Source organism: Bacillus sp. GM2, assembly GCF_056155945.1.
In genome coordinates this window covers 613,953-633,618 of the sequence record NZ_JBRKSZ010000007.1, presented here as the reverse complement: position 1 = coordinate 633,618, position 19,666 = coordinate 613,953, and the positions used below count along the sequence as shown (strand labels likewise).

The following is a 19,666-nucleotide window of genomic DNA, read 5'->3' as shown; positions in this document are numbered from 1 at the left end:
TCATTTTGAAAAAAACTGTCAATTTAATTTCCAGTATGTTTTTTATTTTTTTTGACAGATTTCAGAACAAAAAAACCGGGCGGAAAAATCGCCCGTCATCTGTTAATAAGTCGGCCACCCTTGGGAATCCCAGTACAAGTCGTTGATGAGCAGCTTTGATACGCCATTGTCCAGTGCGTCATAAGCGTGTCTGACAAGGATCGAGTTGTTCAGAACATCCTGATGTCCCGGCCCTTTCCAGCGGTCATTGCCGGAGTCCAGGATCGTCCCTCCGCCGTTCATCATATTTTTGCCGCTTTTATCATAATAGGGTCCCGTAATGCTCGTTGAACGGCCATAGGCTATTTTATATGTGCTGTCCACCCCTTTGCAGCAGCTGTCAAACGAGACAAATAAGTAATAGTAGCCGTCTTTGTAGGTAATGTTCGGGGCTTCAACCGCTCCTCCGTTATTCGGCCTTGAGGCGATCGAATACAGGCTTCCCGTCGGTTTCATCGTGTTTTTATCAAGCCTTGTCAGCTTAATGCCGCTCCAGAAGGAACCGAATGAGAGCCAAGGGTTTCCGTCTTTGTCAATGACCAGATCAGGGTCAATGGCATTAAACTGATCGCCGGATGTCGACCTGATGACCAGCCCGTCATCCCGCCATTGGCCGGATGAAATCCGGTCTGTCGATGCGAGCCCTATCGCTGATGTGTTTGAACCGAAAGACGAAACCGAGTAGTACAGCCAATACCGGCCGTTATAGTAGCTGATATCCGGTGCCCATTGATGCGGTTCATGATTTGGTACGTACATCTTCCACCATGACAATGGAGTTGGAAAAATACTCGGGGCAGCACTCCAGTTTCTCCCGTCTGTTGACTTAATGACACGCAGCCCTGTGCCGAGCCCTGTTCCAAATGTATACCATGTATTTCCCTCTTTAATGATAGAAGGGTCATGGATGAAATTGTCCCCTTTTGTGTCCCAAAACGCCGCTTTGCCTGATTCAGGCATCGAAAAAGACAGCAGCAGTCCGAATATCAAGGCCGCCAAAGACATTTTCCGCAACACATTTTTCATTCAGCTCACACTCCTGTTCTTGTAATGAAAAAAACAATGCCTCCCTTTCTTTGTCAATTTTTCGAACAATGTTTATATATGTAAGCGCTGTCTTTAACATTCCAAAAAACAAAAAAAGCTGACAGCTTGTAAGATAAGCTGTCAGCCTGCTCTTTCATCAGTCAAACGTAATGTTTTGAACCGTCTCTTTATCCAGTCGTTTAATGACTTCGGTAATTAATTTTACCGCATGTTCATAGTCATCCCGGTGAAGCATGGCCGCGTGCGTATGGATATACCTCGTCGCGATCGTGATCGACAGGGCAGGCACTCCGTTCGCGGTAAGGTGGATTGATCCTGAATCTGTTCCTCCGCCTGAGAGGGCGTCAAATTGATACGGAATGCCGGCTTCATCTGCCACATTCGTTACAAAGTCGCGAAGCCCTTTATGGGACACCATTGATGCATCATAAAGTATGATCTGCGGGCCTTTTCCCATTTTGCTTGCCGACTCTTTTTCGGTAATACCAGGCGTATCACCCGCAATTCCCACGTCGACACCGAAAGCGATATCAGGCTTGATCGTATGCGCGGCTGTTTTCGCGCCTCTCAGCCCTACTTCCTCTTGTACGGTTCCGACGCCGTAGACGACATTCGGATGATCGGCTCCTTTCAGGTTTTTCAGCACGTCGATTGCGATCGCGCAGCCGATACGGTTGTCCCATGCTTTGGCAAGCAGCATTTTTTCATTATTCATCACCGTAAATTCAAAGTAAGGGACGACCTGGTCTCCCGGAAGAACGCCCCATTCCATCGCTTCCTCCCTGCTCGACGCCCCGATGTCGATAAACATATCTTTAATATCGACCGATTTTTTTCTCGCCTCCTGAGACAGGACATGAGGAGGCTTTGAACCGATGATACCGGTGATGTCGCCTTTCTTTGTCACGACCGTCACACGCTGCGCCAGCATGACCTGGCTCCACCAGCCTCCGACCGTCTGAAAGCGGAGATAGCCCCTGTCATCGATCCGCGTAACCATAAAACCGACCTCATCAAGATGGCCGGCAATCATAATCTTCGGTCCGTCAGCCTGTCCGGTCTTTTTTGCGATTAAGCTTCCCAGTCTGTCTGTCGTAACCTCGTCGGCAAACGGTTCTATGTACGATTTCATGACTTGTCTGGGTTCTTTTTCATTCGCCGGAATTCCTTTTGCATCAGTTAATTCCTTTAGCATCATCAATGTTTCATCAAGCTTTGCCATCTCTATACAGCCTCCTTAATTAACCCTCATTTACTATTATACAGAAACATCCCTTTTCAATACGACCAATATCGTTTACAGCTTTTTTGGTTAAAAAATGAAACCTTGCGGGAACTGGTTCGTATATATTGGGATATACTCAAAATTACTTTCAAGGGAGGTTCTGTTTTAACATGATTGTCATCATATTGAGACTGGCTTTGCTGGCGCTTTTGGTCTACGTCGTGTACAGGGCCGTTCAATTTTTGGGGAGCCCGGACAGAAGGCTGAAATCAGCACAGGCAAAAAAGCACTTTTATGTTTTGGACGAACAAAAGAATACACGCAAAAATCTCAAGCTGACATTTAAAGGCGTGCTTTTCGAAGGAGAAAAACACATTCCTTCAAAAGACCATCCGCTGTTCATCCATACGATTTTTGTATGGACGGAAGCGCCTGAAGAAAAGCTCAGCTCTTTTACGGAAGAAGACTTCGCGGAACTTGAAGAAAATATTAAAGAGCACTATCCCGATTGCAAAATCGACTGGGATTCGAACATCCAAAAGTGGAAAAACAAAAAAGCAGAAGAGCAATAAAGCCTCGTCTGCTTTTTTAATTCATCATATAAAAGCCGGTCAAAACAGCTTGCACGCCGAGCAAAAAAGGAATGCCGAGCCTGAAGGAAAGGTGTTTTGTCTTATGTCTGAACCGCATCATCCCGAACCAGACGCCTGCGGAGCCAAAAGCAGCCGCAACGAGCCAGATGCGGCGCTCAGACACCCTCCATTTGCCTCTGACCGCTTTTTGCTTATCGGCTTTCATTAAGAAAAAACCGTATCCGTTTATGAGGATCATGTATATCCATATGAGAGTCAATTGTTCATTTCCCCTTGTTTTTCGGTTTGGGCGCCTGCTGCGGCCGGCCTCCCCGAATCGTTTTACATCCTGCTCGAAGAACAAAAGAAAAAGGCCGGAGCCCGGCCTTTTTTCAATTATTTATTCAATTGCGCTTTAGCAGCGTCTGCAAGCTGATTGAATGCGTTCAGATCGTTTACAGCAAGGTCAGCAAGCATTTTGCGGTTTACTTCGATACCGGAAAGCTTAAGACCGTGCATTAAACGGCTGTAAGAAAGACCGTTCATGCGCGCTGCAGCATTGATACGAGTGATCCAAAGTTTGCGGAAATCGCGCTTTTTCTGACGACGGTCGCGGAAAGCGTAGTTTCCTGATTTCATAACCTGCTGGTTAGCTACTTTATATAATGTATGTTTTGAACCAAAATAACCTTTTGCTAATTTGAGAACCTTTTTACGACGTTTGCGTGTAACAGTTCCGCCTTTTACTCTTGGCATTAGATTTCCCTCCTAATTATACCTTTTCCGAAATTACTTAATGTTGGCAAGCTGCTGCTTGATGCGTTTGAAATCGCCGGCGCTTACGACTGCGCTTTTGCGAAGCTTGCGCTTTTGTTTTTGAGATTTATTTGCGAACAAGTGACTTGTATATGCATGAGAACGTTTCAGTTTCCCGGAACCTGTCTTTTTAAAACGTTTCGCAGATCCGCGGTGAGTTTTCATTTTTGGCATGGATGTTTCCTCCTTAATTACTTTTCAGTTTTAGGCGCGAGCACCAGGAACATGCTGCGGCCGTCCATTTTCGGCTTCGTTTCAACAGTCGCCACTTCCGCGCAGGCTTCTGAAAAACGGTCCAGCACGCGCTGCCCGATTTCTTTATGCGTGATCGCACGGCCTTTAAAGCGGATGGACGCTTTCACTTTGTCCCCTTTTTGCAGGAACTTGATGGCGTTGCGAAGCTTTGTATTGAAGTCGTGTTCTTCAATACCAGGGCTCAGCCGAACTTCTTTTAAGTTAATGATTTTTTGATTTTTGCGTGCTTCCTTTTCCTTCTTCTGCTGCTCGAATCTGTACTTTCCATAGTCCATGATCCGGCAGACAGGCGGTTTTGCATTCGCTGCAACCAACACAAGGTCAAGATTTGCGCGACCCGCAATTTCCAGTGCTTCCTGGCGGGATTTGATCCCAAGCTGATCGCCATTTTGTCCGATCAAACGAACTTCACGCGCACGGATACCCTCATTAACCAATTGATCTTTGCTAATAATGAGCCACCTCCATAGAATCTTTGAATTGATTTCACAACTCATTTTGACCGTTTCTTTGCATTCCACAGGCAAACAAAAAGTGCGGGCATCGAAACACCCACACTGCGAACATTGCATAGAAAAATAAGAAATGTACGTTTAACCTGCCAACTACAAGAATGTGTCAATCAGGTGAGAAGCGGGTGCTTCTGCTTGTTGATATATATTCAATTCATTATCCATCTTACATAAACAAATCCTGCAAGTCAAGATATAAAATTTATCACAACATTTGCTATTATATCAGGACACATTTCAAATAGCAATGCTATTTTTTTATTTTTCTTTCAGCCGCTCTATCCGCCGATCATTTGAACACATAACGGAACGACAAACACGGTCACGACGCCGACGACGACAACTGCAATACTCGCCATTGCCGCTTCGACTTCCCCCATCTCAATTCCGACGGCGACGCCGAGGGCATGTCCTGATGTTCCGAGCGCCAACCCTTTGGCGATCGGATGCTGCACTTTGAAGATTTTCAAAAAAAGCGCGCCGAGCGCATAGACGATCACTGCGTTAAAGATGACGGCGAAGGCCGTAATATCTTGAATCCCGCCGATCCCTTTTGATAAAGGAAGAGCAATCGCCGTTGTGGCGGCCTGGGGCAGCATGCTTTTCATGACGGCTCCGTCAAGATGGAGCGCGTTTGCGATCAGATAGACGACGGCAACCGAGCAGACGGAGCCTGCAATAATGGCACCAAGGATTTGCAGCCAATACTTTTTCAACTTGTCCGCCTGTTTATATAAAGGAATGGCGAACGCAATTGTGGCGGGCTCCAAAAAGAACTTAATGATGTCTCCGCCGCTCTTGTAGTCCTCATATGAAAAACCGCCGATTTTTAAAAACGCGATCCCAAGAATCATCGCGACAAACAGAGGCGTGAATAAGAAAAAACCATTTGATTTTTTAAATAAAAAAGTGCCGGTGCCAAATGCGGCCAGTGAAACGACGATACCGAAATAAGGTGTCATAGCGTAAAGAACCTCCTATTGATTCAAGATGCTGTTTTTTTGGCTGGTTCAACTCGTGTGTCTTGACGGTCCTTTTTGCCGACAGACAGAATGAACTGTGAAAACAATCCTGTCGCTGCAAGCAGAATGACGGTGGCCAGGAAAATCACGAGGACGATCGGCAATCCGTATTTCTCCATGACGCCGAGCGAATTCATCACTGATATTCCCGACGGAACGAACAAAAAGCCGATCAGCGAAGTGAGCGCCGTGCCGAGCGATTCAACTTGTTCAAGCTTCAGCACCTTCGTACACAGCAATGCAAACAACAGCACCAAACCGATGACAGATGGAGGAATCGGGATGGGCAGAACCGCGGCGATTCCGTTTGAAATAAACATCATAACAGCAAAAATAAATGCCTGAGTTAAAAAGCCGTATTCTTTTTTACCCTTCATTTCGTTCACCTCTTTGGCTGTGTTGGGTTCATTATATAAAAAGAGCCTCCCCAAAAAAGCGTTTTCAAAATAACTTGCCGGATACGGCCCCTCAATTGCAGAAATGGGAAGCTGAAATGCAAATCACTCTTCCGGCTTTGCAAATTCTTCACAATTATTTAAATTCCAGAATGTGCTAATGAAGCTAAGCTGATCGTATAGTGGTTAATGAGAAATTGATGAGGAGGCCCTGACCCATGGACCATTCAAGAGGAGGCCGCTTTGTTCCGTCTGGCGAATTTGCATCTTTGGCAAGGCGCGGCTTGATGCCTGAAGACGCTTCAATCGCCGCAGGCGCGCCCCGATTTGCAGATTATCCATTCAAGCTTGGAGTGGCTTCAGGAGACCCGCATCCCGACGGGTTTGTCATCTGGACGAGGCTTGGCCCCGATCCGCTTGCCGAAGACGGATTAGGGGGAATGCCTGACAAAGCTGTCCCTGTTCAGTGGGAAGTAGCTGAAGATGAACATTTTCACAAAGTGGTGAAGCGCGGGACGTCCTCTGCGCTCGCTGAGCTTGCCCACTCCGTTCATGTTGAAGTGCACGGTTTAAAGCCGGGAAGCTATTATTGGTACAGGTTTAAAGCGGGCAGGGAAATCAGCCGGACAGGCCGTACAAAAACCGCGCCTGCCCCGCACGCCGACATCAAGGGGATGTCGTTCGCCCTCGCCTCGTGCCAAGCTTGGTACCACGGGTATTTTACGGCTTACCGGCATATGGCCGAAGACCATCCGGACGTTGTTTTTTTCCTCGGAGACTATATTTATGAATATGCCATTAATGCTAAAAATCTTTTCCGCGATGTGACTTTATCCGCTGCCCACAACGCAAAAACCGTTACCCTCAGCCAATACAGACTCAGATATTCTCTTTTTAAGACAGATCCGGACCTTCAGGCCATTCATGCGCTGGCTCCCTGGGTTGTGACGATGGATGACCATGAGGTTGAAAACAATTATGCCGGCATCCATTCGCAATACAATGCTTCTCCGGACGATTTTCTCCGGCAGCGCGCAGCGGCGTATCAAGCTTTCTATGAAAATATCCCGATCCGCAGCACATCGATTCCAAAGGGGCCTGACATGCTGATGTACAGGCGGTTCCGCTATGGAAACCTGGCTGAATTCAATGTTTTGGACACCCGGCAGTACCGCAATAATTTTCCGGCAAATGAGGCTGAACGGCTTGAGCCATCCCGCTCCATACTCGGATTTGACCAGGAGCGCTGGCTTTTTCACGGCTTGAGCCGGTCTGACACGATTTGGAACTTTTTAGTCCAGCAAGTCGTGCTGGCTCAAATCGACCGCGACACAGGTCCTGGAGTTGAGTACAGCACAGACCAGTGGGACGGCTTTCCCGCTTGCCGCGATAGGCTTTTTTCCGCATACAAGGCATACGGCATCCAAAACCCCGTTGTACTGACAGGGGATATCCACAGACATGCCGCCGCCGACTTAAAAGCGGACTTCGATGATGCGGGGTCAGCGACAATCGGAACCGAGCTGATCACAACTTCGATATCTTCGGACGCTGACGGCAGCGAGACCGATTCTTTGGCGCCGATCTGGCTCGGAAACCCGCATGTCAAACTGTACAATGCACAGCGCGGCTATGTTCGCTGCCGCTTGACGCCCCGGCAGCTCGAAGCCGACTTTCAGGTTCTTCCTTATATCACACGTCCCGGCGCTCCAGCCTCAACTTATGCCAAGTTCGCCGTTGAAGCAGGACGCCCCGGGCTCCAGCGCATGTTTTAGCTAAAAAACGGCGGTGAAAGACGAATTAAGCCCTTCACCGCCGCTGATCATTTTTTCACACCATATGCAGCCGTTTTTTCAGCTCTTTCGCGTATGTACGGCTGACAGGGATCGTGGAGCCGTCTTTCATCAGGAGGTTGTATGTCGAATTGAACCAGGGTTTGACCTGTTTAATATGATCCATATTTGCGAGAAAACTTCTGTGCACCCTGATCAATGCCGTCTGCGAAAGCTTTTGTTCGAGTACAACCAATGTATCGTGAACCGTGTATGCCTGATCAAAAGTCTTCACTGTGACGTGTCCGCCTTCTAACCCGGCGTATACGATTTCATCGGGATCGAGCACGACGATCGATTCGTCAATGCTGAGAGCCAGCCTGTGGTGGCCTGCAAGCTGCCGCTCCTCCTGTTTGCCGGGGCGCATCCTTTTATATTTGTGGATTGTCTGTCTGATTCGCTCCTCATCAAACGGCTTTGTCAAATAATCAATCGCATCCACTTCAAATGCTTTCAGCGCATATTCATCATAAGCGGTCGCAAAAACGACAGCCGGAGGCGCCGACATTTTTTTCAGCCGCTGCGCAATGTCAAAACCGTTCTCCCCTGACAGATCGATGTCCAAAAAGAGGATATCGGGTTTGCGATCCGCCATTTTGTCAAACGCTTCTTCGATATGTTCAGCTTCGTCAATCGCATCCACTTCTTCAGTCTGCTCTAGTAAATATCTCAGCTCGTCCCGCGCAAACATTTCATCATCCACGATTAATACCTTGAGCATCTCTGTTCCCCTCTCTTTCGGTTTGAAAAGGAATCTTGAAGGATATCTCTGTTCCTTTATCAAGTTCGCTGGCAATCTGCAGAGCAGCCTGGTGCCCGAACAAACCGGTGAGCCGCTGGTTCACATTGTAAAGCGCCGTCCCATTTCCTTCCTTTGAAGGGGCGGGCGCCTGCCCCAGCTGTCCAAGCATCTCCGGATTAATTCCCCTGCCGTTGTCTGACACCTTCATCAAAACGCCGTCCCGCTCTCTCACAGCGCATACTTTTACCGTGCATACCTTTTGTTTTCTCGGGAATGCATGGCGAAGCGCGTTTTCAACGAGCAGCTGCAAGATAAAAGGAGGGATTTCCATATTTTCAAGGCCGTCCTCGATATGAAAATCAATATGATACTTGCCCGGAAATCGGGCCTGCTCCAATGATAAATAGGCTTCCAGATGATTCAGCTCTTTTGAAAGCGGAATCATCAGCTGCCTGGCTCCCTGCAGATTGGAACGAAAATAAACGCTCAGCTGCAAGAGAAGTTTTCGCGTTTTTTCCGGATCTGTCCTGCACAGAGCAGAAATCGTATGGATGGCATTAAATAAAAAGTGCGGATTGACCTGCGCCTGAAGCGCCTTGATTTCGGCATCTTTCAAAAGCTTGCTTTGCAGCTCAGCCTCACCGAGTTCTAGCTGAGTGGAAAAAAGCATGGCAAGCCCTTCGGCCAGCTCTTCCGTCACACGGTTAAGACCGGACGGGTGCTTGAAGTACAGCTTCAGCGTGCCGATTGTTTCGCGGTTGGAGAAGAGCGGCAGTACGATCGCCGCCTGCAGCGGACAGGAACGGTGCGCACACTCGATTTCATCGCGCGACTTCACTTTCATGACCTTTCCGGTTTGAATGACTTTTTTCGATAAACCGGTGATCAGATTTTTCGAAGGAATATGATGATCTGCTCCATCTCCGACATGAGCGAGAATGTTCTCTCTATCCGTAATCGATACGGCATCCGTCCCTGTCATGCGGTGTATAATGAGAGCGGCGCTTTTGCAGGAATCCTCATTCAGTCCCCGGCGGAAAAAAGGAAGCGTCTGATCCGCTATCGAAAATACCTTATGGGTCTGAACGGCCCGCGCCTGTTCCTCTTTGCGGATAATAGACTGAATGATCGATAGAAAAATAAAGCTGCCCGTCCCGTTGACAATCGTCATTGGAATGCCGATCATCTGAACAAGCGCAAGTGCCTCAGCCTGCGGTTTTGCAAGCACGAGAATCATAAGCATCTGCAGGCCCTCCATACAAATGCCCGCAAGAGCGGCTACCCGCGGTGTCACCATCTGGTGCCGATTCCTGAAAAAGCTGCCGATATAACCCGCAATGACACCTGCCAGCAGTGAAGAAACCGCGCAGCTCAAAGCCGTCGTCCCTCCCAGTGAAAAACGGTGAATGCCTGAGAGCAGTCCGACACCCGCTCCGACAAACGGCCCTCCGATCAAGCCGCCGATTTCGACGCCGAGAATTCTCGTATTGGCAATCGAGCTTGACGGGTCGATTGCGAAAATCCAGTCATTGTTCAAAATCTCGCGCTCCCGGATTTCAATGCCTGTATAGTTGCTGATGATGCTGAACAAGGAAAAAATAAAGATGAGAACTCCCTTGCCCTTATACCCTTCCGGATGCTGTAGGTGCTGACGGAACACCTTCATATGGGCCAACATAAAGCCCAGAATGACGATGATCCCCACTCTCTCCAGCATCATAATCATGAGTTGGACCATGTACTTCCCCTTGCTTTCTTTCTGAATCGGAATCTGCTCTTATTCTATCATACCTCTCTTTATTCACTCTTTGAGACGGCATGGCCTTAAAACCTTTTAACGGCCAAAACCGCTTCATGAGCAAAATAAAAAAGGCAGCAATTGTCTGCCGCCGTTTACTTATTTGCTGCTTCCCACTTTGAAATTAACAATCAGCCACACAACTTGAATGATGAATGGAAATATAAATGCAATTAACAAAACGATAAATGCTATTAATTTAAGTTCAGGTGTTTGAGCAACACCAGCGCCATCAACATCTCTCAGCCAAACAACAGCTGCTCCGATTACAAAAACGGCCGTCCACAATATGTTGCAAATCCACCAAAATACCCAGCGTTTTTTCACAATACCATTCCTTCCATCTCCTCAACTATAAAACGATTCTTCCTCCCGCGCATGGGCCAGCATCACCATCATCAAATAGATCTTAGAAACGTTTTCCAAACAATAGATTTCGTTTCATTTTATCATATTCAAGAAGCTTTCATACTTTGATACTGCATTACATCACATTCTTAAATCATTTCTTTCACATCCCTTTGATCTATTGTAAAATAAATGAGAGAATTCTATAAATTAATGGCAGAGGAGAAGATGATGAAAGCCGTATTTTTTGATTTAGACGATACATTGCTCTGGGATGAAAAAAGCGTCAGTACAGCATTTTCCAAAACGTGCCTTAAAGCTGAAGAAAAATACGGAATCCATGCGGAAGAATTTGAAGCAGCCGTGCGCGAAGCAGCGCGAAAGCTTTACACGTCTTATGAAACATATCCATACACCGTCATGATCGGCATCAACCCATTTGAAGGCCTGTGGTCAAACTTCAGCGAGCCGATCAGCGAAGGGTTTCAAAAACTGAACAAAATTGTTCCCGAATACAGAAGAAACGCATGGACAAACGGATTGAAGGCGTTTGGCATCGACGATCCCGCCTTCGGGGAAGAACTCGGCGAATATTTTGCGGCAGTGCGCCGAAAGAGCCCTTTTGTTTATGAAGAAACATTTGCCGTTTTAGATGAGCTGAAAGGAAAAGTAGAGCTTCTTTTGCTGACAAACGGCGATCCGAGCCTGCAGAAAGAAAAGTTGGCAGGCGTACCGGAACTTGCTCCTTATTTTAATGAAATCGTGATTTCCGGTGAATTCGGAAAAGGAAAGCCTGATCCAAGCATATTTGAACACTGCCTCACCCTCCTCGGCATGACAAAAGATGATGCCGTGATGGTCGGAGACAACTTGAACACCGACATTCTCGGGGCTTCCAGAGCAGGCATCCAAACCGTCTGGGTCAACCGCAAAGGCAAAAAGAATGAAACTGATGTTGCACCTGATCACGAAATCAGCCATTTAAGCGAACTGTTCGATATCCTCCGCGGACAAGCAGCGGACAAGCTAAGCAAAAAAGCATGACTCCCGGGCGGGAATCATGCTTTTTTCTTGTTTATTTCTTTGCTTCAGCAACGGCTTTTTTGATAAAGTCTGCAATTGCAACCGTTTCTGATTTTTGCTCTCCGTATTTGCGGACGTTGACGGCTTCGTTTTCAACTTCCTGGTCGCCGACGACAAGCATGTAAGGGATTTTTTGCATCTGCGCTTCACGGATTTTATAGCCGATTTTCTCGTCGCGGGTATCGACTTCAACGCGAAGCCCTTCACGCTGCAGGCGCTCTTGAACTTTTTTGGCGTAGTCAAGATGCACAGACGGCGATACAGGGATGACCTGGAACTGAACAGGGGCAAGCCATGTCGGCAATGCGCCTTTATGCTCCTCAATTAAGAAAGCGACAAAGCGTTCCATTGTCGATACGACACCTCTGTGAATGACGACCGGACGATGAGGTTTTCCGTCTTCCCCGACATATGTCAGATCGAATTTTTCAGGAAGAAGGAAGTCCAGCTGAACAGTTGACAGAGTTTCCTCTTTGCCGATTGCTGTTTTGACCTGAACGTCAAGCTTCGGTCCGTAGAAGGCCGCTTCCCCTTCAGCTTCGTAATAATCATGGCCGATCTCGTCCATCGCCTCCTTCAGCATCGATTGCGCTTTGTTCCACATTTCATCGTCATCGTAGTATTTCTCTGTATCTTCAGGGTCGCGGTAAGACAAGCGGAATGAATACTCTTCCAGTCCGAAGTCTTCGTATACATCCTGAATCAGGCGGACAGTTCGAATGAACTCGTCTTTGATTTGATCTGGACGGACGAAAATGTGGGCGTCATTCAGCGTCATTCCGCGGACGCGCTGCAGCCCTGAAAGAGCCCCTGACATTTCATAGCGGTGCATCGTTCCGAGCTCGGCGATCCGGATCGGAAGCTCACGGTAGCTGTGAATGTCGTTTTTATAAATCATCATATGGTGCGGACAGTTCATCGGACGAAGCACAAGTGTTTCATTGTCCATCTCCATCGGCGGGAACATGCCGTCTTGATAATGATCCCAGTGGCCTGATGTTTCATACAGGTCTTTGCTGCCGAGGACAGGGGTGTACACGTGCTCATAGCCGAGCGCGAGCTCTTTGTCAACGATATAGCGCTCGATGACGCGTCTGATGGTCGCACCCTTTGGCAGCCAAAGCGGCAGACCCTGGCCGACTTTTTGCGAATTGGCGAACAGCTTCAGTTCTTTTCCGAGTTTTCTGTGGTCGCGTTCTTTCGCTTCCTCAAGGAGGCGAAGATGCTCTTCAAGCTCGGCTTTTTTGAAGAAAGCCGTCCCATAGATGCGCTGGAGCATCTTGTTGTTGCTGTCTCCGCGCCAGTATGCCCCCGCAAGGCTCAGCAGCTTGAACTCCTTGATTTTGCCCGTCGAAGGAACGTGAACACCGCGGCACAGATCGAAGAATTCGCCCTGCTCATAGATCGATACCGTCTCGCCTTCCGGAATCGCATCAAGCAGTTCCAATTTCAGATCATCGCCGATTTCGGCAAACAGGGCTCTGGCTTCCTCTCGGCTGACTTCTTTTCTTACGATCGGCAGATTTTCCCCGACGATTTTTTTCATTTCCTTCTCAATCTTCGGAAGGTCTTCCGGAGTCAGCGCTTCTTCCAAATCCACGTCGTAGTAGAAGCCGTTTTCGATAACCGGGCCGACCCCGAGCTTCACGTTTTTATACAGGCGCTTGATCGCCTGGGCCATTAAGTGTGCAGTACTGTGGCGCATGATTTCAAGCGCTTCTTCGCTGCCTTCTGTAATGATTTCGATGGCGCCGTCCTCAAGGATCGGTGCGCGCAGATCGATTTCTTTGCCGTTTAATTTCCCCGCTATCGCTTTTTTCTTTAAGCCGGGACTGATTGATGCCGCGATATCTTCTGTTGTCGTCGCTTTTGCAAACTCCTTAACCGCTCCGTCAGGAAATTTGATTTTTACCATATCTGACATCCTAGTCACTCCTTTTTTTTACAAAATAAAAAATCCCCGTCCCCCTAAGAAAGGGACGAGGATTAATAAACGGAATTCGTGGTTCCACCCTTTTTCCCGAAAACGCAAAAAACCCGGCGCGCTCTCGGCTTTCGGTTCTGTAACGGGAAGTCCCGTCAGTCATTACTAGACAAATTGCCGTTCACAACTGATGTTCAAAGGCGGTAAAAAAATGATCCTTGGCATAAGAGACTTTCAGCCATGGTCTCCCTCTCTGTCAAACCGGTGTTCATCTTTTCATGTCCTTATCAATACATGATATCTTTAAGTTTATACCGTATTATAAATTGTTTTTCACGCAAAATCAAGAATGCTCTTCCAAAATGTTTTCCCGCGGATGAAAGGCGCCAAGCGGAAGAATCCGCACCCTCTCCTGAAAAATATTTTGAATGGTCTGAACCATGGCGTGTTCCCGGTCTTCTGTATAGAGGTCTATTTTTTCCGGCGCAATCGATACGAGCGGAGCCAGGAGATGGGAATCAATATACATTGGGTGTTCTCTTACGAACCGCCTGTCTATGTATTTTTTTTGTTCCCGTTCAGAAATATACTTTAATTCCCACAATACAAAGTAACCGTCGTGCACAATGTGGACATGGTCAAGCATCGGCTCTTTCGACATGACGTAGTCTCTCAGCGATTGAATGAATGTCTGATATTCCTGCTCCATTTTATACTCGTCGATCGCCGCCTCCACATAAGATCTGAGGCGTTCATAATACTTCGCAAGGCGAAACGTCATAAATGACCGAATCGAAAAGACGTTTTCCTCAAGACAGATCGCTTGGAGCTCCTGAATGATGTAATGTTCGCGAGGGGTGTCGTCCTTGTTGAGAGGAAGCCCTTCAAGTTCGCCCTCCATAATGCTGTGGGCCAATTGAAGAATCTGCTGCTGTTCATCCCGGTCCAAAAAGTAATAATCGCCTTCAATGACCGAAAGCATGTATTCATCTTCTTTGCATTCTGTAAAAAATCTCGTCAGAACCGGCTCAATATAGGCCTGAATACTGACAGAGGAATGGGTCTTTTCAATTCCGATCTTCCCTGGCGCTTCGTGAATCCTGATATGCCGATTCGCATCCGCATTGCGAAGGAGATGCAAAAACGCGGCTGTATCATAATCATCTTCAAATGTAATTTCAAGCATGTTTGTCCCCCCTAACAACATCTGTTACATGTATATGGGGGTGACAAATAAAATAGACGTAAAAAAAGGATGAGCCCTTAATCGAGGAGCGCCTGCACTTTTTTTCTGAACAAAAGCGGCACTGTAATGAATATCAGGTAAATTGCGGCTGTAACCGCAATCGCTATGATGTCGCCGGTCAAGAGGCTTGACCCGAGCACGTTTAAAATAATGGTGCCCGGTATGATACCCGCGGCCGTCGCCAGGGCAAACGACAGAGGCTTCACTTTGGAAACGCCTGCCGCATAGCTGACCGCGTCAAAATGAATCGGCGCCAGCCTCAAGAGCAAAATGCAGAAAAAGCCGTTTTTCCGCAAAAGCGTCCGCAGGCTGTCGAGCTTCAGCGGCATGTGCTGGAAAGTATCCGCCGAGCCTGTATGCAAGAGCGAATGATAAAAATGCACCGCCTGCCGCACCGATAAAAGAATACAAAGAGCCAAACAGCGGACCGAATGCGAGGCCGCCGCTGACGGCGAAAACGGAAGCAGGAAGCAGCAAAAACGGCCGGATCATCAATAGTCCGATATAGATCAACGGGGCGAAAATCCCAAAGGATAAGACGCCTTCTCTTATATGAGCAGGGCTCAGATTCAGGTATTTCGCATTCAGCCATAGTCCGGCCGCCGCGATTACGGCGATTACCGTCCATTTGGCCAAGGTTCTTTTTCGCATCTTCTTCATCTCCGTGATTGAAGCTCGGTGTCAAATGATTACTGACGCCGGTTTTTCCCGTCCAGCCGGACAGGCGTCGCTAAATACAGCACCCTTTCCATCAGCCTTGCCGCTTTTACTTCTTCTTTTTCTCCCCTTTGCGAATAGGTGAAATGGTGTTTCAGTTCATCAGGATCAAAGTTTGAAGAGAAAAACGTCGGCAGCTGCTGGGACATTCTGTGCTGAAGGATGGCGCCGAGCACCTCATCCCTCACCCAGCTTGACATGGACTCCGCACCGATGTCATCGAGCATCAGAATCGGCGTAGACTTGACCATATCAAGCTTTTCCTCAAGCGACTGATCATGTATCGCATTTTTCAGCTCCCTGACAAATTCAGGAACATAGACGAGAATGGACGGATGATCCTTTGCGGCAAGCTCATTTGCAATGGCGGCCAGCATAAAGGTCTTTCCGACCCCGAACTTCCCGTAGACGTAAATGCCTTTTCCCTTTCCCGTTTCGTTATAGTCATGCAAGAATCCCGTCACAAGCTGAAGGACCTTCAATCTGCTCGGGTCATCTCCGTCAATATCGGCAAACGTAGCATTCAGAAGATCCTGTTGAATATAGATGCTTTTAATCAGCGACCTCTGTCTTTCCCTCTCGTCCGCTTTCTTTTTTTCCGGACACCTATCGTATTGAACATCGATTGTTTTTCCGTTCAGCACAAGCTTTGGATGATAACCCTGTATCAGGTTTTTGCATTCTTTCAGACCCGGGCAGTCTTGGCATGCTTTGCTTTGCTGTGTATATTCATAAAGCTTGTTAAGGCTCCTGTCGATCATTCCTTGATCCACTTCTGACTGGCGGCTGTTTAAAAACGCCTGAACATCCTTGTCAGAGAGCACTTTTTCTTTCATATCTTCAAGGCGTTTTTTAAAATCGGGTCTCGTCGTCACGCCTTGCAAAGCGCGTTTAATCGGCTCCATCATCTTGTCACCTCACATTAAAGAGCGGAATGGTTTTTCAGTTTTTTTACTTCTTCGAGCAGCTTCTGTTTCTGCTGGTCAAAGCCTTCTCTGGTTGCAGGACCAGCCTGCTCTGTTTCCAGCGGTTTGCTGTCAGCATCGTCACTTTCCCGAAGCCAATCAGGCAGCTTTTCTTCTCTGATGACTTTCTTGTTCCGGGAAGTCTTTTTCTTCCCTTCCGCCCATTCAAGATATTGGCGGTTTTCTTCTTTCGCAAGCTTCATGGCCTCTCTAACCGTACGAACTTTTTTTCTGGCCCAGTGGGAAGCGATTTTTTGCGTGTAATTTTTCGAAAGCTTCATATCGGTTTTCAGCATGACATAATAAATCAGAACATTGATGACGCCGGGCTCTAATTTTTGGTCAAGCATAATTTCTTCTATAATTTTCAGATCGGCTTTGGATGGTTCCGCTCCGCCGCCAATATCCTGCAGCAGCTTTCTTGGCGATACTTGCTCAAGCAAAGCGATCAAATTGTCTTCCTTGGCGTTTGTGGACGACTGTTGATTCGGCTGTTCGCGGAGATTCATCGGCTGCACTTTGTCGACGAGTTCCGGAAGCGGGCCGCCGCGCTCGATCTGATACCAGTCGCTCGCCGCTTTTCTGAGCGCCTCTGTCGTGATCATATCGTGTTCGTCAACGGCTGACATGACGACGTTTTGCATCTGAAGCGGTTCGATACCGTAGAGAAAGGCCAGCTTTTTAATCGTTTCCTTTACTTGGTCTGTCAGCGCTTTTCTCGGGATAAGCGTGTCAGATAAACCGGCGAGAAACAGTTGAAAGTCAAAGGCGCCGTCTGTGACTGCTGCCGGTTGGCTATTCCCTTCTTTCATCCATTCATGATCTTCGCGAAGCTCCATCGCTTCGATCATATCGTCGGACATCTTCCATTCGCTCGGCTGGACAGATGCAAAAACTTCATTGAAAGAACGGGTGATGTCCCGTGCTTCTTCAGGAACAGACGGGTGGGAAAAATATTCTTTCAGCTGCTGAAACCTCGCCTTTCCGACGCGGTTGTACAAGAAGACATTCAGCATGCCGTCCTGAAAGAACTCGTCCGGTCTGAGCGGCGGAATCAATTCATATATAAACAAACGTTCGTGTTCCGTTTCTTTTATATAAGTTTTCAACAGTCCGATCCCCTCAAGCTTTTCCTTTTCTGAGTGAATCGTCTTCAGGCTGGTCTGCATCGCCGCCATCAGCTGTCTGTGAGTCGAGCTTTTTCCCCAGACTCTGTTTTGCTCCAGCTCTCCCCACAGCGTGAGAAACAAGCTGAACGAAAAAGAGCCGATTAAAGGCTGATACAATAGCGTGACAATTTGCCGGTCCAAGTCCTGCAGCAATCCGCTGCTTTTGACAACATACGGATCGACAGGAAGCAAATCTTTCCAATAATTACTCATATCTTTTGTCAACCTTCCACTTTGTTTCTTGTCCTCATTTTACACCTTTTTCAGGCTTTCATGTCACACGACTGTGTTTTTGTCATGAGAAAAGAGCTGGATCAATTTACAGCTCTTTACCGTTCTTTCTTTATTAAATCTTTCAGCTCGTCGATAAATACGTTAATATCTTTAAATTGGCGGTATACTGAAGCAAACCGTACATATGCGACTTCGTCGATTTTCGCAAGCCTGTCCATCACCATTTCTCCGATCATGTCGCTTTTCACTTCAGAAACGCCTTGATTTCTAAGCTCTTTTTCAATTTCAAAGCAAATATCCTCAAGCTGCTTCAAGGCGACAGGGCGCTTTTCGCACGCTTTGATCAAACCGCGGAGCATTTTCTCGCGGCTGAATTCTTCCCGGATTCCTTCTTTTTTTACGACGATGAGCGGAATTTCTTCCACTTTTTCAAATGTAGTAAATCGATAGTTGCACGATTCGCATTCGCGTCTTCTGCGAATCGATCTGCCTTCGTCAACCGGACGGGAGTCCAAAACCCTCGTCCCATTATGCTGACATGCTGGACATTTCATTTTTTCAGCTCCTATTCAATTGTTTGAATGTACAGATTCCTGCAGCTTTCCGTCCAGTTCGCTGTATAGCGTCGAGACAAGCCCGCGGCTGTAGCCAAAATCGGTCGGCAAAAACGTTTCAGTTGACACATTAAAGTCCACCGCTGTATCAAAAGGCCGAATCGAAACGACTGTCGCCACCACAAAAGCTTTTCTCGTTTTTTTAACTTCGGCGCTGATTTCTCCTCTTTCCTCCGACACTGACGTCACCTTGCAGCCGTCAAGGCCTTCCAGCACTTCCTTTACAGCATTGAGCGCTTCTTTTGACGCCGCTTTATAATAGCGGCTCTTCAGCTCTTCCGAAGGATGGCGGTCAGACGTTTCGGCGTGTGTAGAAAAAAACCGTTGAATGTTTTGAAAAAGACTCATATCCCCTGTCCCCTTTGTCTTTCTTCTCTATATTTTATTAAAAAAATGGTTGATTTCCAAGGGAAAACAAAACAGCAAGAGAATGCCGGGGAATATGGTTTGGGGATTTTCGGGAGAGGAAAGAAAAAGGAGCGGATTTTAAAAGCGGTGTCCGCTTTTTCATCCAGCTCCTCTATCGGCATTAAAGTGCCTGTGCTTTGGCTTTGGCCTGTTTCACCTGAACAGGTCCCATGCCTCTCGGTATTTCAATGTTCTCTCTTGTTTCCGCTCTTAACTCTTCTGCGATATAATCGGCAGCTACGTTCGGATCTAAATCTCCGCAAGTATAAACATCAATGCTGGCATATCCGTGTTCAGGAAAACTGTGAATGGTCAAGTGAGATTCTGAAATAATCACGACTCCGCTTACACCTTGAGGCGCAAACTTATGAAAGGCTACCTCACGTACCTCAGCACCTGACTTCAGTGCCGCATTTACAAACGATTTTTCAATAAAATCCATGTCATTCAGCTTATCAAAATCGCATCCCCACAGTTCGGAGATAACGTGACGCCCCATTGTTTCCATAGCATGGACCCCCCTTAACAAGAATTAAAAAAGTGAATTTCCAAGCAACTGAACCGGTCAATTACCACGGGGGAAAGTTAGTCCGGAGAGGTCCTAACCCTTTAAGTAATGCCGAAGCGCTCACGAACTAGAAGTTCACGAAAAATAGTATACTTTGTTTGAATATTTTTTGCAAGGCGGTTTTATCATTTGATG

The 19,666-nt window shown here is 47.3% G+C and carries 23 protein-coding genes and 1 other annotated feature; of the genes, 3 read left to right on the top strand and 20 right to left on the bottom strand.

Features of this window, described 5'->3' with window-relative positions; translation table 11 throughout:
• Positions 1 to 102: 102 nt before the first annotated feature.
• Both ACVC9U_RS04205 and ACVC9U_RS04200 read right to left on the bottom strand, forming a co-directional pair.
• A complete protein-coding gene (locus ACVC9U_RS04205; RefSeq protein ID WP_003184259.1) occupies positions 103 to 1,065 on the bottom strand; it encodes a glycoside hydrolase family 43 protein in 963 nt (320 codons plus the stop codon).
• 157 nt (positions 1,066 to 1,222) lie between these two features.
• Positions 1,223 to 2,308 (bottom strand): M42 family metallopeptidase, encoded by a 1,086-nt coding sequence (locus tag ACVC9U_RS04200; RefSeq protein WP_003184261.1) that lies wholly within the window; start codon positions 2,306 to 2,308, stop codon positions 1,223 to 1,225.
• Between the two features lie 173 nt (positions 2,309 to 2,481).
• Between ACVC9U_RS04200 and ACVC9U_RS04195 the strand changes: the two genes are divergently transcribed.
• Complete coding sequence (locus ACVC9U_RS04195; protein WP_009329349.1) at positions 2,482 to 2,883, top strand: hypothetical protein; 402 nt, start codon at positions 2,482 to 2,484, stop codon at positions 2,881 to 2,883.
• A 16-nt stretch (positions 2,884 to 2,899) separates the two neighbouring features.
• Here ACVC9U_RS04195 and ACVC9U_RS04190 read toward each other — a convergent pair whose 3' ends face one another.
• From ACVC9U_RS04190 to lrgA, 6 genes are all read right to left on the bottom strand, one after another.
• Positions 2,900 to 3,163: a DUF1294 domain-containing protein gene (locus tag ACVC9U_RS04190; RefSeq protein WP_003184264.1), complete on the bottom strand. Its 264-nt coding sequence runs from the start codon at positions 3,161 to 3,163 to the stop codon at positions 2,900 to 2,902.
• 116 nt (positions 3,164 to 3,279) lie between these two features.
• A complete protein-coding gene (gene rplT, locus ACVC9U_RS04185; protein WP_003184266.1) occupies positions 3,280 to 3,639 on the bottom strand; it encodes a 50S ribosomal protein L20 in 360 nt (119 codons plus the stop codon).
• Positions 3,640 to 3,672: 33 nt separating this feature from the next.
• On the bottom strand, positions 3,673 to 3,873 hold the full coding sequence (gene rpmI, locus ACVC9U_RS04180; protein WP_003184267.1) for a 50S ribosomal protein L35: 201 nt from the start codon (positions 3,871 to 3,873) through the stop codon (positions 3,673 to 3,675).
• Between the two features lie 17 nt (positions 3,874 to 3,890).
• Positions 3,891 to 4,409, bottom strand: a complete 519-nt coding sequence (gene infC / locus ACVC9U_RS04175) for a translation initiation factor IF-3 (RefSeq protein WP_111304963.1) — start codon at positions 4,407 to 4,409, stop codon at positions 3,891 to 3,893.
• A gap of 67 nt (positions 4,410 to 4,476) precedes the next feature.
• Positions 4,477 to 4,609, bottom strand: a sequence feature (ribosomal protein L20 leader region).
• Between the two features lie 135 nt (positions 4,610 to 4,744).
• Positions 4,745 to 5,428, bottom strand: coding sequence for an antiholin-like protein LrgB (gene lrgB, locus ACVC9U_RS04170; protein ID WP_003184270.1), 684 nt, complete (start codon positions 5,426 to 5,428; stop codon positions 4,745 to 4,747).
• Between the two features lie 23 nt (positions 5,429 to 5,451).
• Positions 5,452 to 5,865: an antiholin-like murein hydrolase modulator LrgA gene (gene lrgA, locus ACVC9U_RS04165; protein ID WP_003184272.1), complete on the bottom strand. Its 414-nt coding sequence runs from the start codon at positions 5,863 to 5,865 to the stop codon at positions 5,452 to 5,454.
• Positions 5,866 to 6,101: 236 nt separating this feature from the next.
• On the opposite strand from lrgA, the gene ACVC9U_RS04160 reads away from it, so the two are divergent.
• Entirely contained in the window at positions 6,102 to 7,658 is a 1,557-nt protein-coding gene (locus tag ACVC9U_RS04160) for an alkaline phosphatase D family protein (RefSeq protein ID WP_016885581.1), read from the top strand.
• A 55-nt stretch (positions 7,659 to 7,713) separates the two neighbouring features.
• Here the strand turns inward: ACVC9U_RS04160 and ACVC9U_RS04155 are convergent, their stop codons facing one another.
• The 3 genes from ACVC9U_RS04155 to ACVC9U_RS04145 all read right to left on the bottom strand — a co-directional run bounded on the left by ACVC9U_RS04155 (position 7,714) and on the right by ACVC9U_RS04145 (position 10,582).
• Positions 7,714 to 8,436: a LytR/AlgR family response regulator transcription factor gene (locus ACVC9U_RS04155; RefSeq protein ID WP_003184275.1), complete on the bottom strand. Its 723-nt coding sequence runs from the start codon at positions 8,434 to 8,436 to the stop codon at positions 7,714 to 7,716.
• The gene (locus ACVC9U_RS04150) at positions 8,411 to 10,195 is read right to left on the bottom strand and encodes a sensor histidine kinase (protein ID WP_003184277.1); all 1,785 of its coding nucleotides are present in this window, start codon (positions 10,193 to 10,195) and stop codon (positions 8,411 to 8,413) included. Before ACVC9U_RS04150 ends, ACVC9U_RS04155 begins: the two co-directional genes overlap by 26 nt.
• Before the next feature lie 159 nt (positions 10,196 to 10,354).
• Positions 10,355 to 10,582: a DUF3923 family protein gene (locus ACVC9U_RS04145; RefSeq protein ID WP_003184279.1), complete on the bottom strand. Its 228-nt coding sequence runs from the start codon at positions 10,580 to 10,582 to the stop codon at positions 10,355 to 10,357.
• Between the two features lie 252 nt (positions 10,583 to 10,834).
• Between ACVC9U_RS04145 and ACVC9U_RS04140 the strand changes: the two genes are divergently transcribed.
• Entirely contained in the window at positions 10,835 to 11,647 is an 813-nt protein-coding gene (locus tag ACVC9U_RS04140; protein WP_025805119.1) for an HAD family hydrolase, read from the top strand.
• Between the two features lie 31 nt (positions 11,648 to 11,678).
• On the opposite strand, the gene thrS is transcribed toward ACVC9U_RS04140, so the two are convergent.
• From thrS to speD, 9 genes are all read right to left on the bottom strand, one after another.
• The gene (thrS, locus tag ACVC9U_RS04135; protein ID WP_003184282.1) at positions 11,679 to 13,610 is read right to left on the bottom strand and encodes a threonine--tRNA ligase; all 1,932 of its coding nucleotides are present in this window, start codon (positions 13,608 to 13,610) and stop codon (positions 11,679 to 11,681) included.
• 343 nt (positions 13,611 to 13,953) lie between these two features.
• Complete coding sequence (gene ytxC / locus ACVC9U_RS04130) at positions 13,954 to 14,796, bottom strand: putative sporulation protein YtxC (RefSeq protein ID WP_009329355.1); 843 nt, start codon at positions 14,794 to 14,796, stop codon at positions 13,954 to 13,956.
• Between the two features lie 77 nt (positions 14,797 to 14,873).
• Positions 14,874 to 15,119, bottom strand: a complete 246-nt coding sequence (locus ACVC9U_RS04125) for a TVP38/TMEM64 family protein (protein ID WP_441390142.1) — start codon at positions 15,117 to 15,119, stop codon at positions 14,874 to 14,876.
• Positions 15,094 to 15,507 carry a TVP38/TMEM64 family protein gene (locus ACVC9U_RS04120; protein WP_254926393.1) on the bottom strand — a complete coding sequence of 138 codons (414 nt, stop codon included), beginning with the start codon at positions 15,505 to 15,507 and terminating at the stop codon, positions 15,094 to 15,096. Before ACVC9U_RS04120 ends, ACVC9U_RS04125 begins: the two co-directional genes overlap by 26 nt.
• A gap of 38 nt (positions 15,508 to 15,545) precedes the next feature.
• Positions 15,546 to 16,478 (bottom strand): primosomal protein DnaI, encoded by a 933-nt coding sequence (gene dnaI, locus ACVC9U_RS04115; RefSeq protein WP_011198187.1) that lies wholly within the window; start codon positions 16,476 to 16,478, stop codon positions 15,546 to 15,548.
• A gap of 17 nt (positions 16,479 to 16,495) precedes the next feature.
• Positions 16,496 to 17,920 carry a replicative helicase loading/DNA remodeling protein DnaB gene (gene dnaB / locus ACVC9U_RS04110; RefSeq protein ID WP_003184290.1) on the bottom strand — a complete coding sequence of 475 codons (1,425 nt, stop codon included), beginning with the start codon at positions 17,918 to 17,920 and terminating at the stop codon, positions 16,496 to 16,498.
• A gap of 116 nt (positions 17,921 to 18,036) precedes the next feature.
• Entirely contained in the window at positions 18,037 to 18,495 is a 459-nt protein-coding gene (nrdR, locus tag ACVC9U_RS04105; protein WP_003184292.1) for a transcriptional regulator NrdR, read from the bottom strand.
• A 15-nt stretch (positions 18,496 to 18,510) separates the two neighbouring features.
• Entirely contained in the window at positions 18,511 to 18,903 is a 393-nt protein-coding gene (locus ACVC9U_RS04100) for a hypothetical protein (protein ID WP_003184295.1), read from the bottom strand.
• Between the two features lie 181 nt (positions 18,904 to 19,084).
• Positions 19,085 to 19,471 (bottom strand): adenosylmethionine decarboxylase, encoded by a 387-nt coding sequence (speD, locus tag ACVC9U_RS04095; RefSeq protein ID WP_441390141.1) that lies wholly within the window; start codon positions 19,469 to 19,471, stop codon positions 19,085 to 19,087.
• Between the last annotated feature and the right edge of the window lie 195 nt (positions 19,472 to 19,666).

Bases quoted from the DNA above. Each gene is read 5' to 3' on its own strand.
- ACVC9U_RS04205 (WP_003184259.1), bottom strand. From the start codon at position 1,065: ATGAAAAATGTGTTGCGGAAAATGTCTTTGGCGGCCTTGATATTCGGA.
- ACVC9U_RS04150 (WP_003184277.1), bottom strand. From the start codon at position 10,195: ATGGTCCAACTCATGATTATGATGCTGGAGAGAGTGGGGATCATCGTC.
- dnaB (WP_003184290.1), bottom strand. From the start codon at position 17,920: ATGAGTAATTATTGGAAAGATTTGCTTCCTGTCGATCCGTATGTTGTC.
- ACVC9U_RS04160 (WP_016885581.1), top strand. From the start codon at position 6,102: ATGGACCATTCAAGAGGAGGCCGCTTTGTTCCGTCTGGCGAATTTGCA.
- speD (WP_441390141.1), bottom strand. From the start codon at position 19,471: ATGGAAACAATGGGGCGTCACGTTATCTCCGAACTGTGGGGATGCGAT.
- ACVC9U_RS04200 (WP_003184261.1), bottom strand. From the start codon at position 2,308: ATGGCAAAGCTTGATGAAACATTGATGATGCTAAAGGAATTAACTGAT.
- ACVC9U_RS04100 (WP_003184295.1), bottom strand. From the start codon at position 18,903: ATGAGTCTTTTTCAAAACATTCAACGGTTTTTTTCTACACACGCCGAA.
- ACVC9U_RS04155 (WP_003184275.1), bottom strand. From the start codon at position 8,436: ATGCTCAAGGTATTAATCGTGGATGATGAAATGTTTGCGCGGGACGAG.
- dnaI (WP_011198187.1), bottom strand. From the start codon at position 16,478: ATGGAGCCGATTAAACGCGCTTTGCAAGGCGTGACGACGAGACCCGAT.
- rpmI (WP_003184267.1), bottom strand. From the start codon at position 3,873: ATGCCAAAAATGAAAACTCACCGCGGATCTGCGAAACGTTTTAAAAAG.
- ACVC9U_RS04120 (WP_254926393.1), bottom strand. From the start codon at position 15,507: ATGCGAAAAAGAACCTTGGCCAAATGGACGGTAATCGCCGTAATCGCG.
- ytxC (WP_009329355.1), bottom strand. From the start codon at position 14,796: ATGCTTGAAATTACATTTGAAGATGATTATGATACAGCCGCGTTTTTG.
- ACVC9U_RS04140 (WP_025805119.1), top strand. From the start codon at position 10,835: ATGAAAGCCGTATTTTTTGATTTAGACGATACATTGCTCTGGGATGAA.
- nrdR (WP_003184292.1), bottom strand. From the start codon at position 18,495: ATGAAATGTCCAGCATGTCAGCATAATGGGACGAGGGTTTTGGACTCC.
- lrgB (WP_003184270.1), bottom strand. From the start codon at position 5,428: ATGACACCTTATTTCGGTATCGTCGTTTCACTGGCCGCATTTGGCACC.
- ACVC9U_RS04195 (WP_009329349.1), top strand. From the start codon at position 2,482: ATGATTGTCATCATATTGAGACTGGCTTTGCTGGCGCTTTTGGTCTAC.
- thrS (WP_003184282.1), bottom strand. From the start codon at position 13,610: ATGTCAGATATGGTAAAAATCAAATTTCCTGACGGAGCGGTTAAGGAG.
- rplT (WP_003184266.1), bottom strand. From the start codon at position 3,639: ATGCCAAGAGTAAAAGGCGGAACTGTTACACGCAAACGTCGTAAAAAG.
- lrgA (WP_003184272.1), bottom strand. From the start codon at position 5,865: ATGAAGGGTAAAAAAGAATACGGCTTTTTAACTCAGGCATTTATTTTT.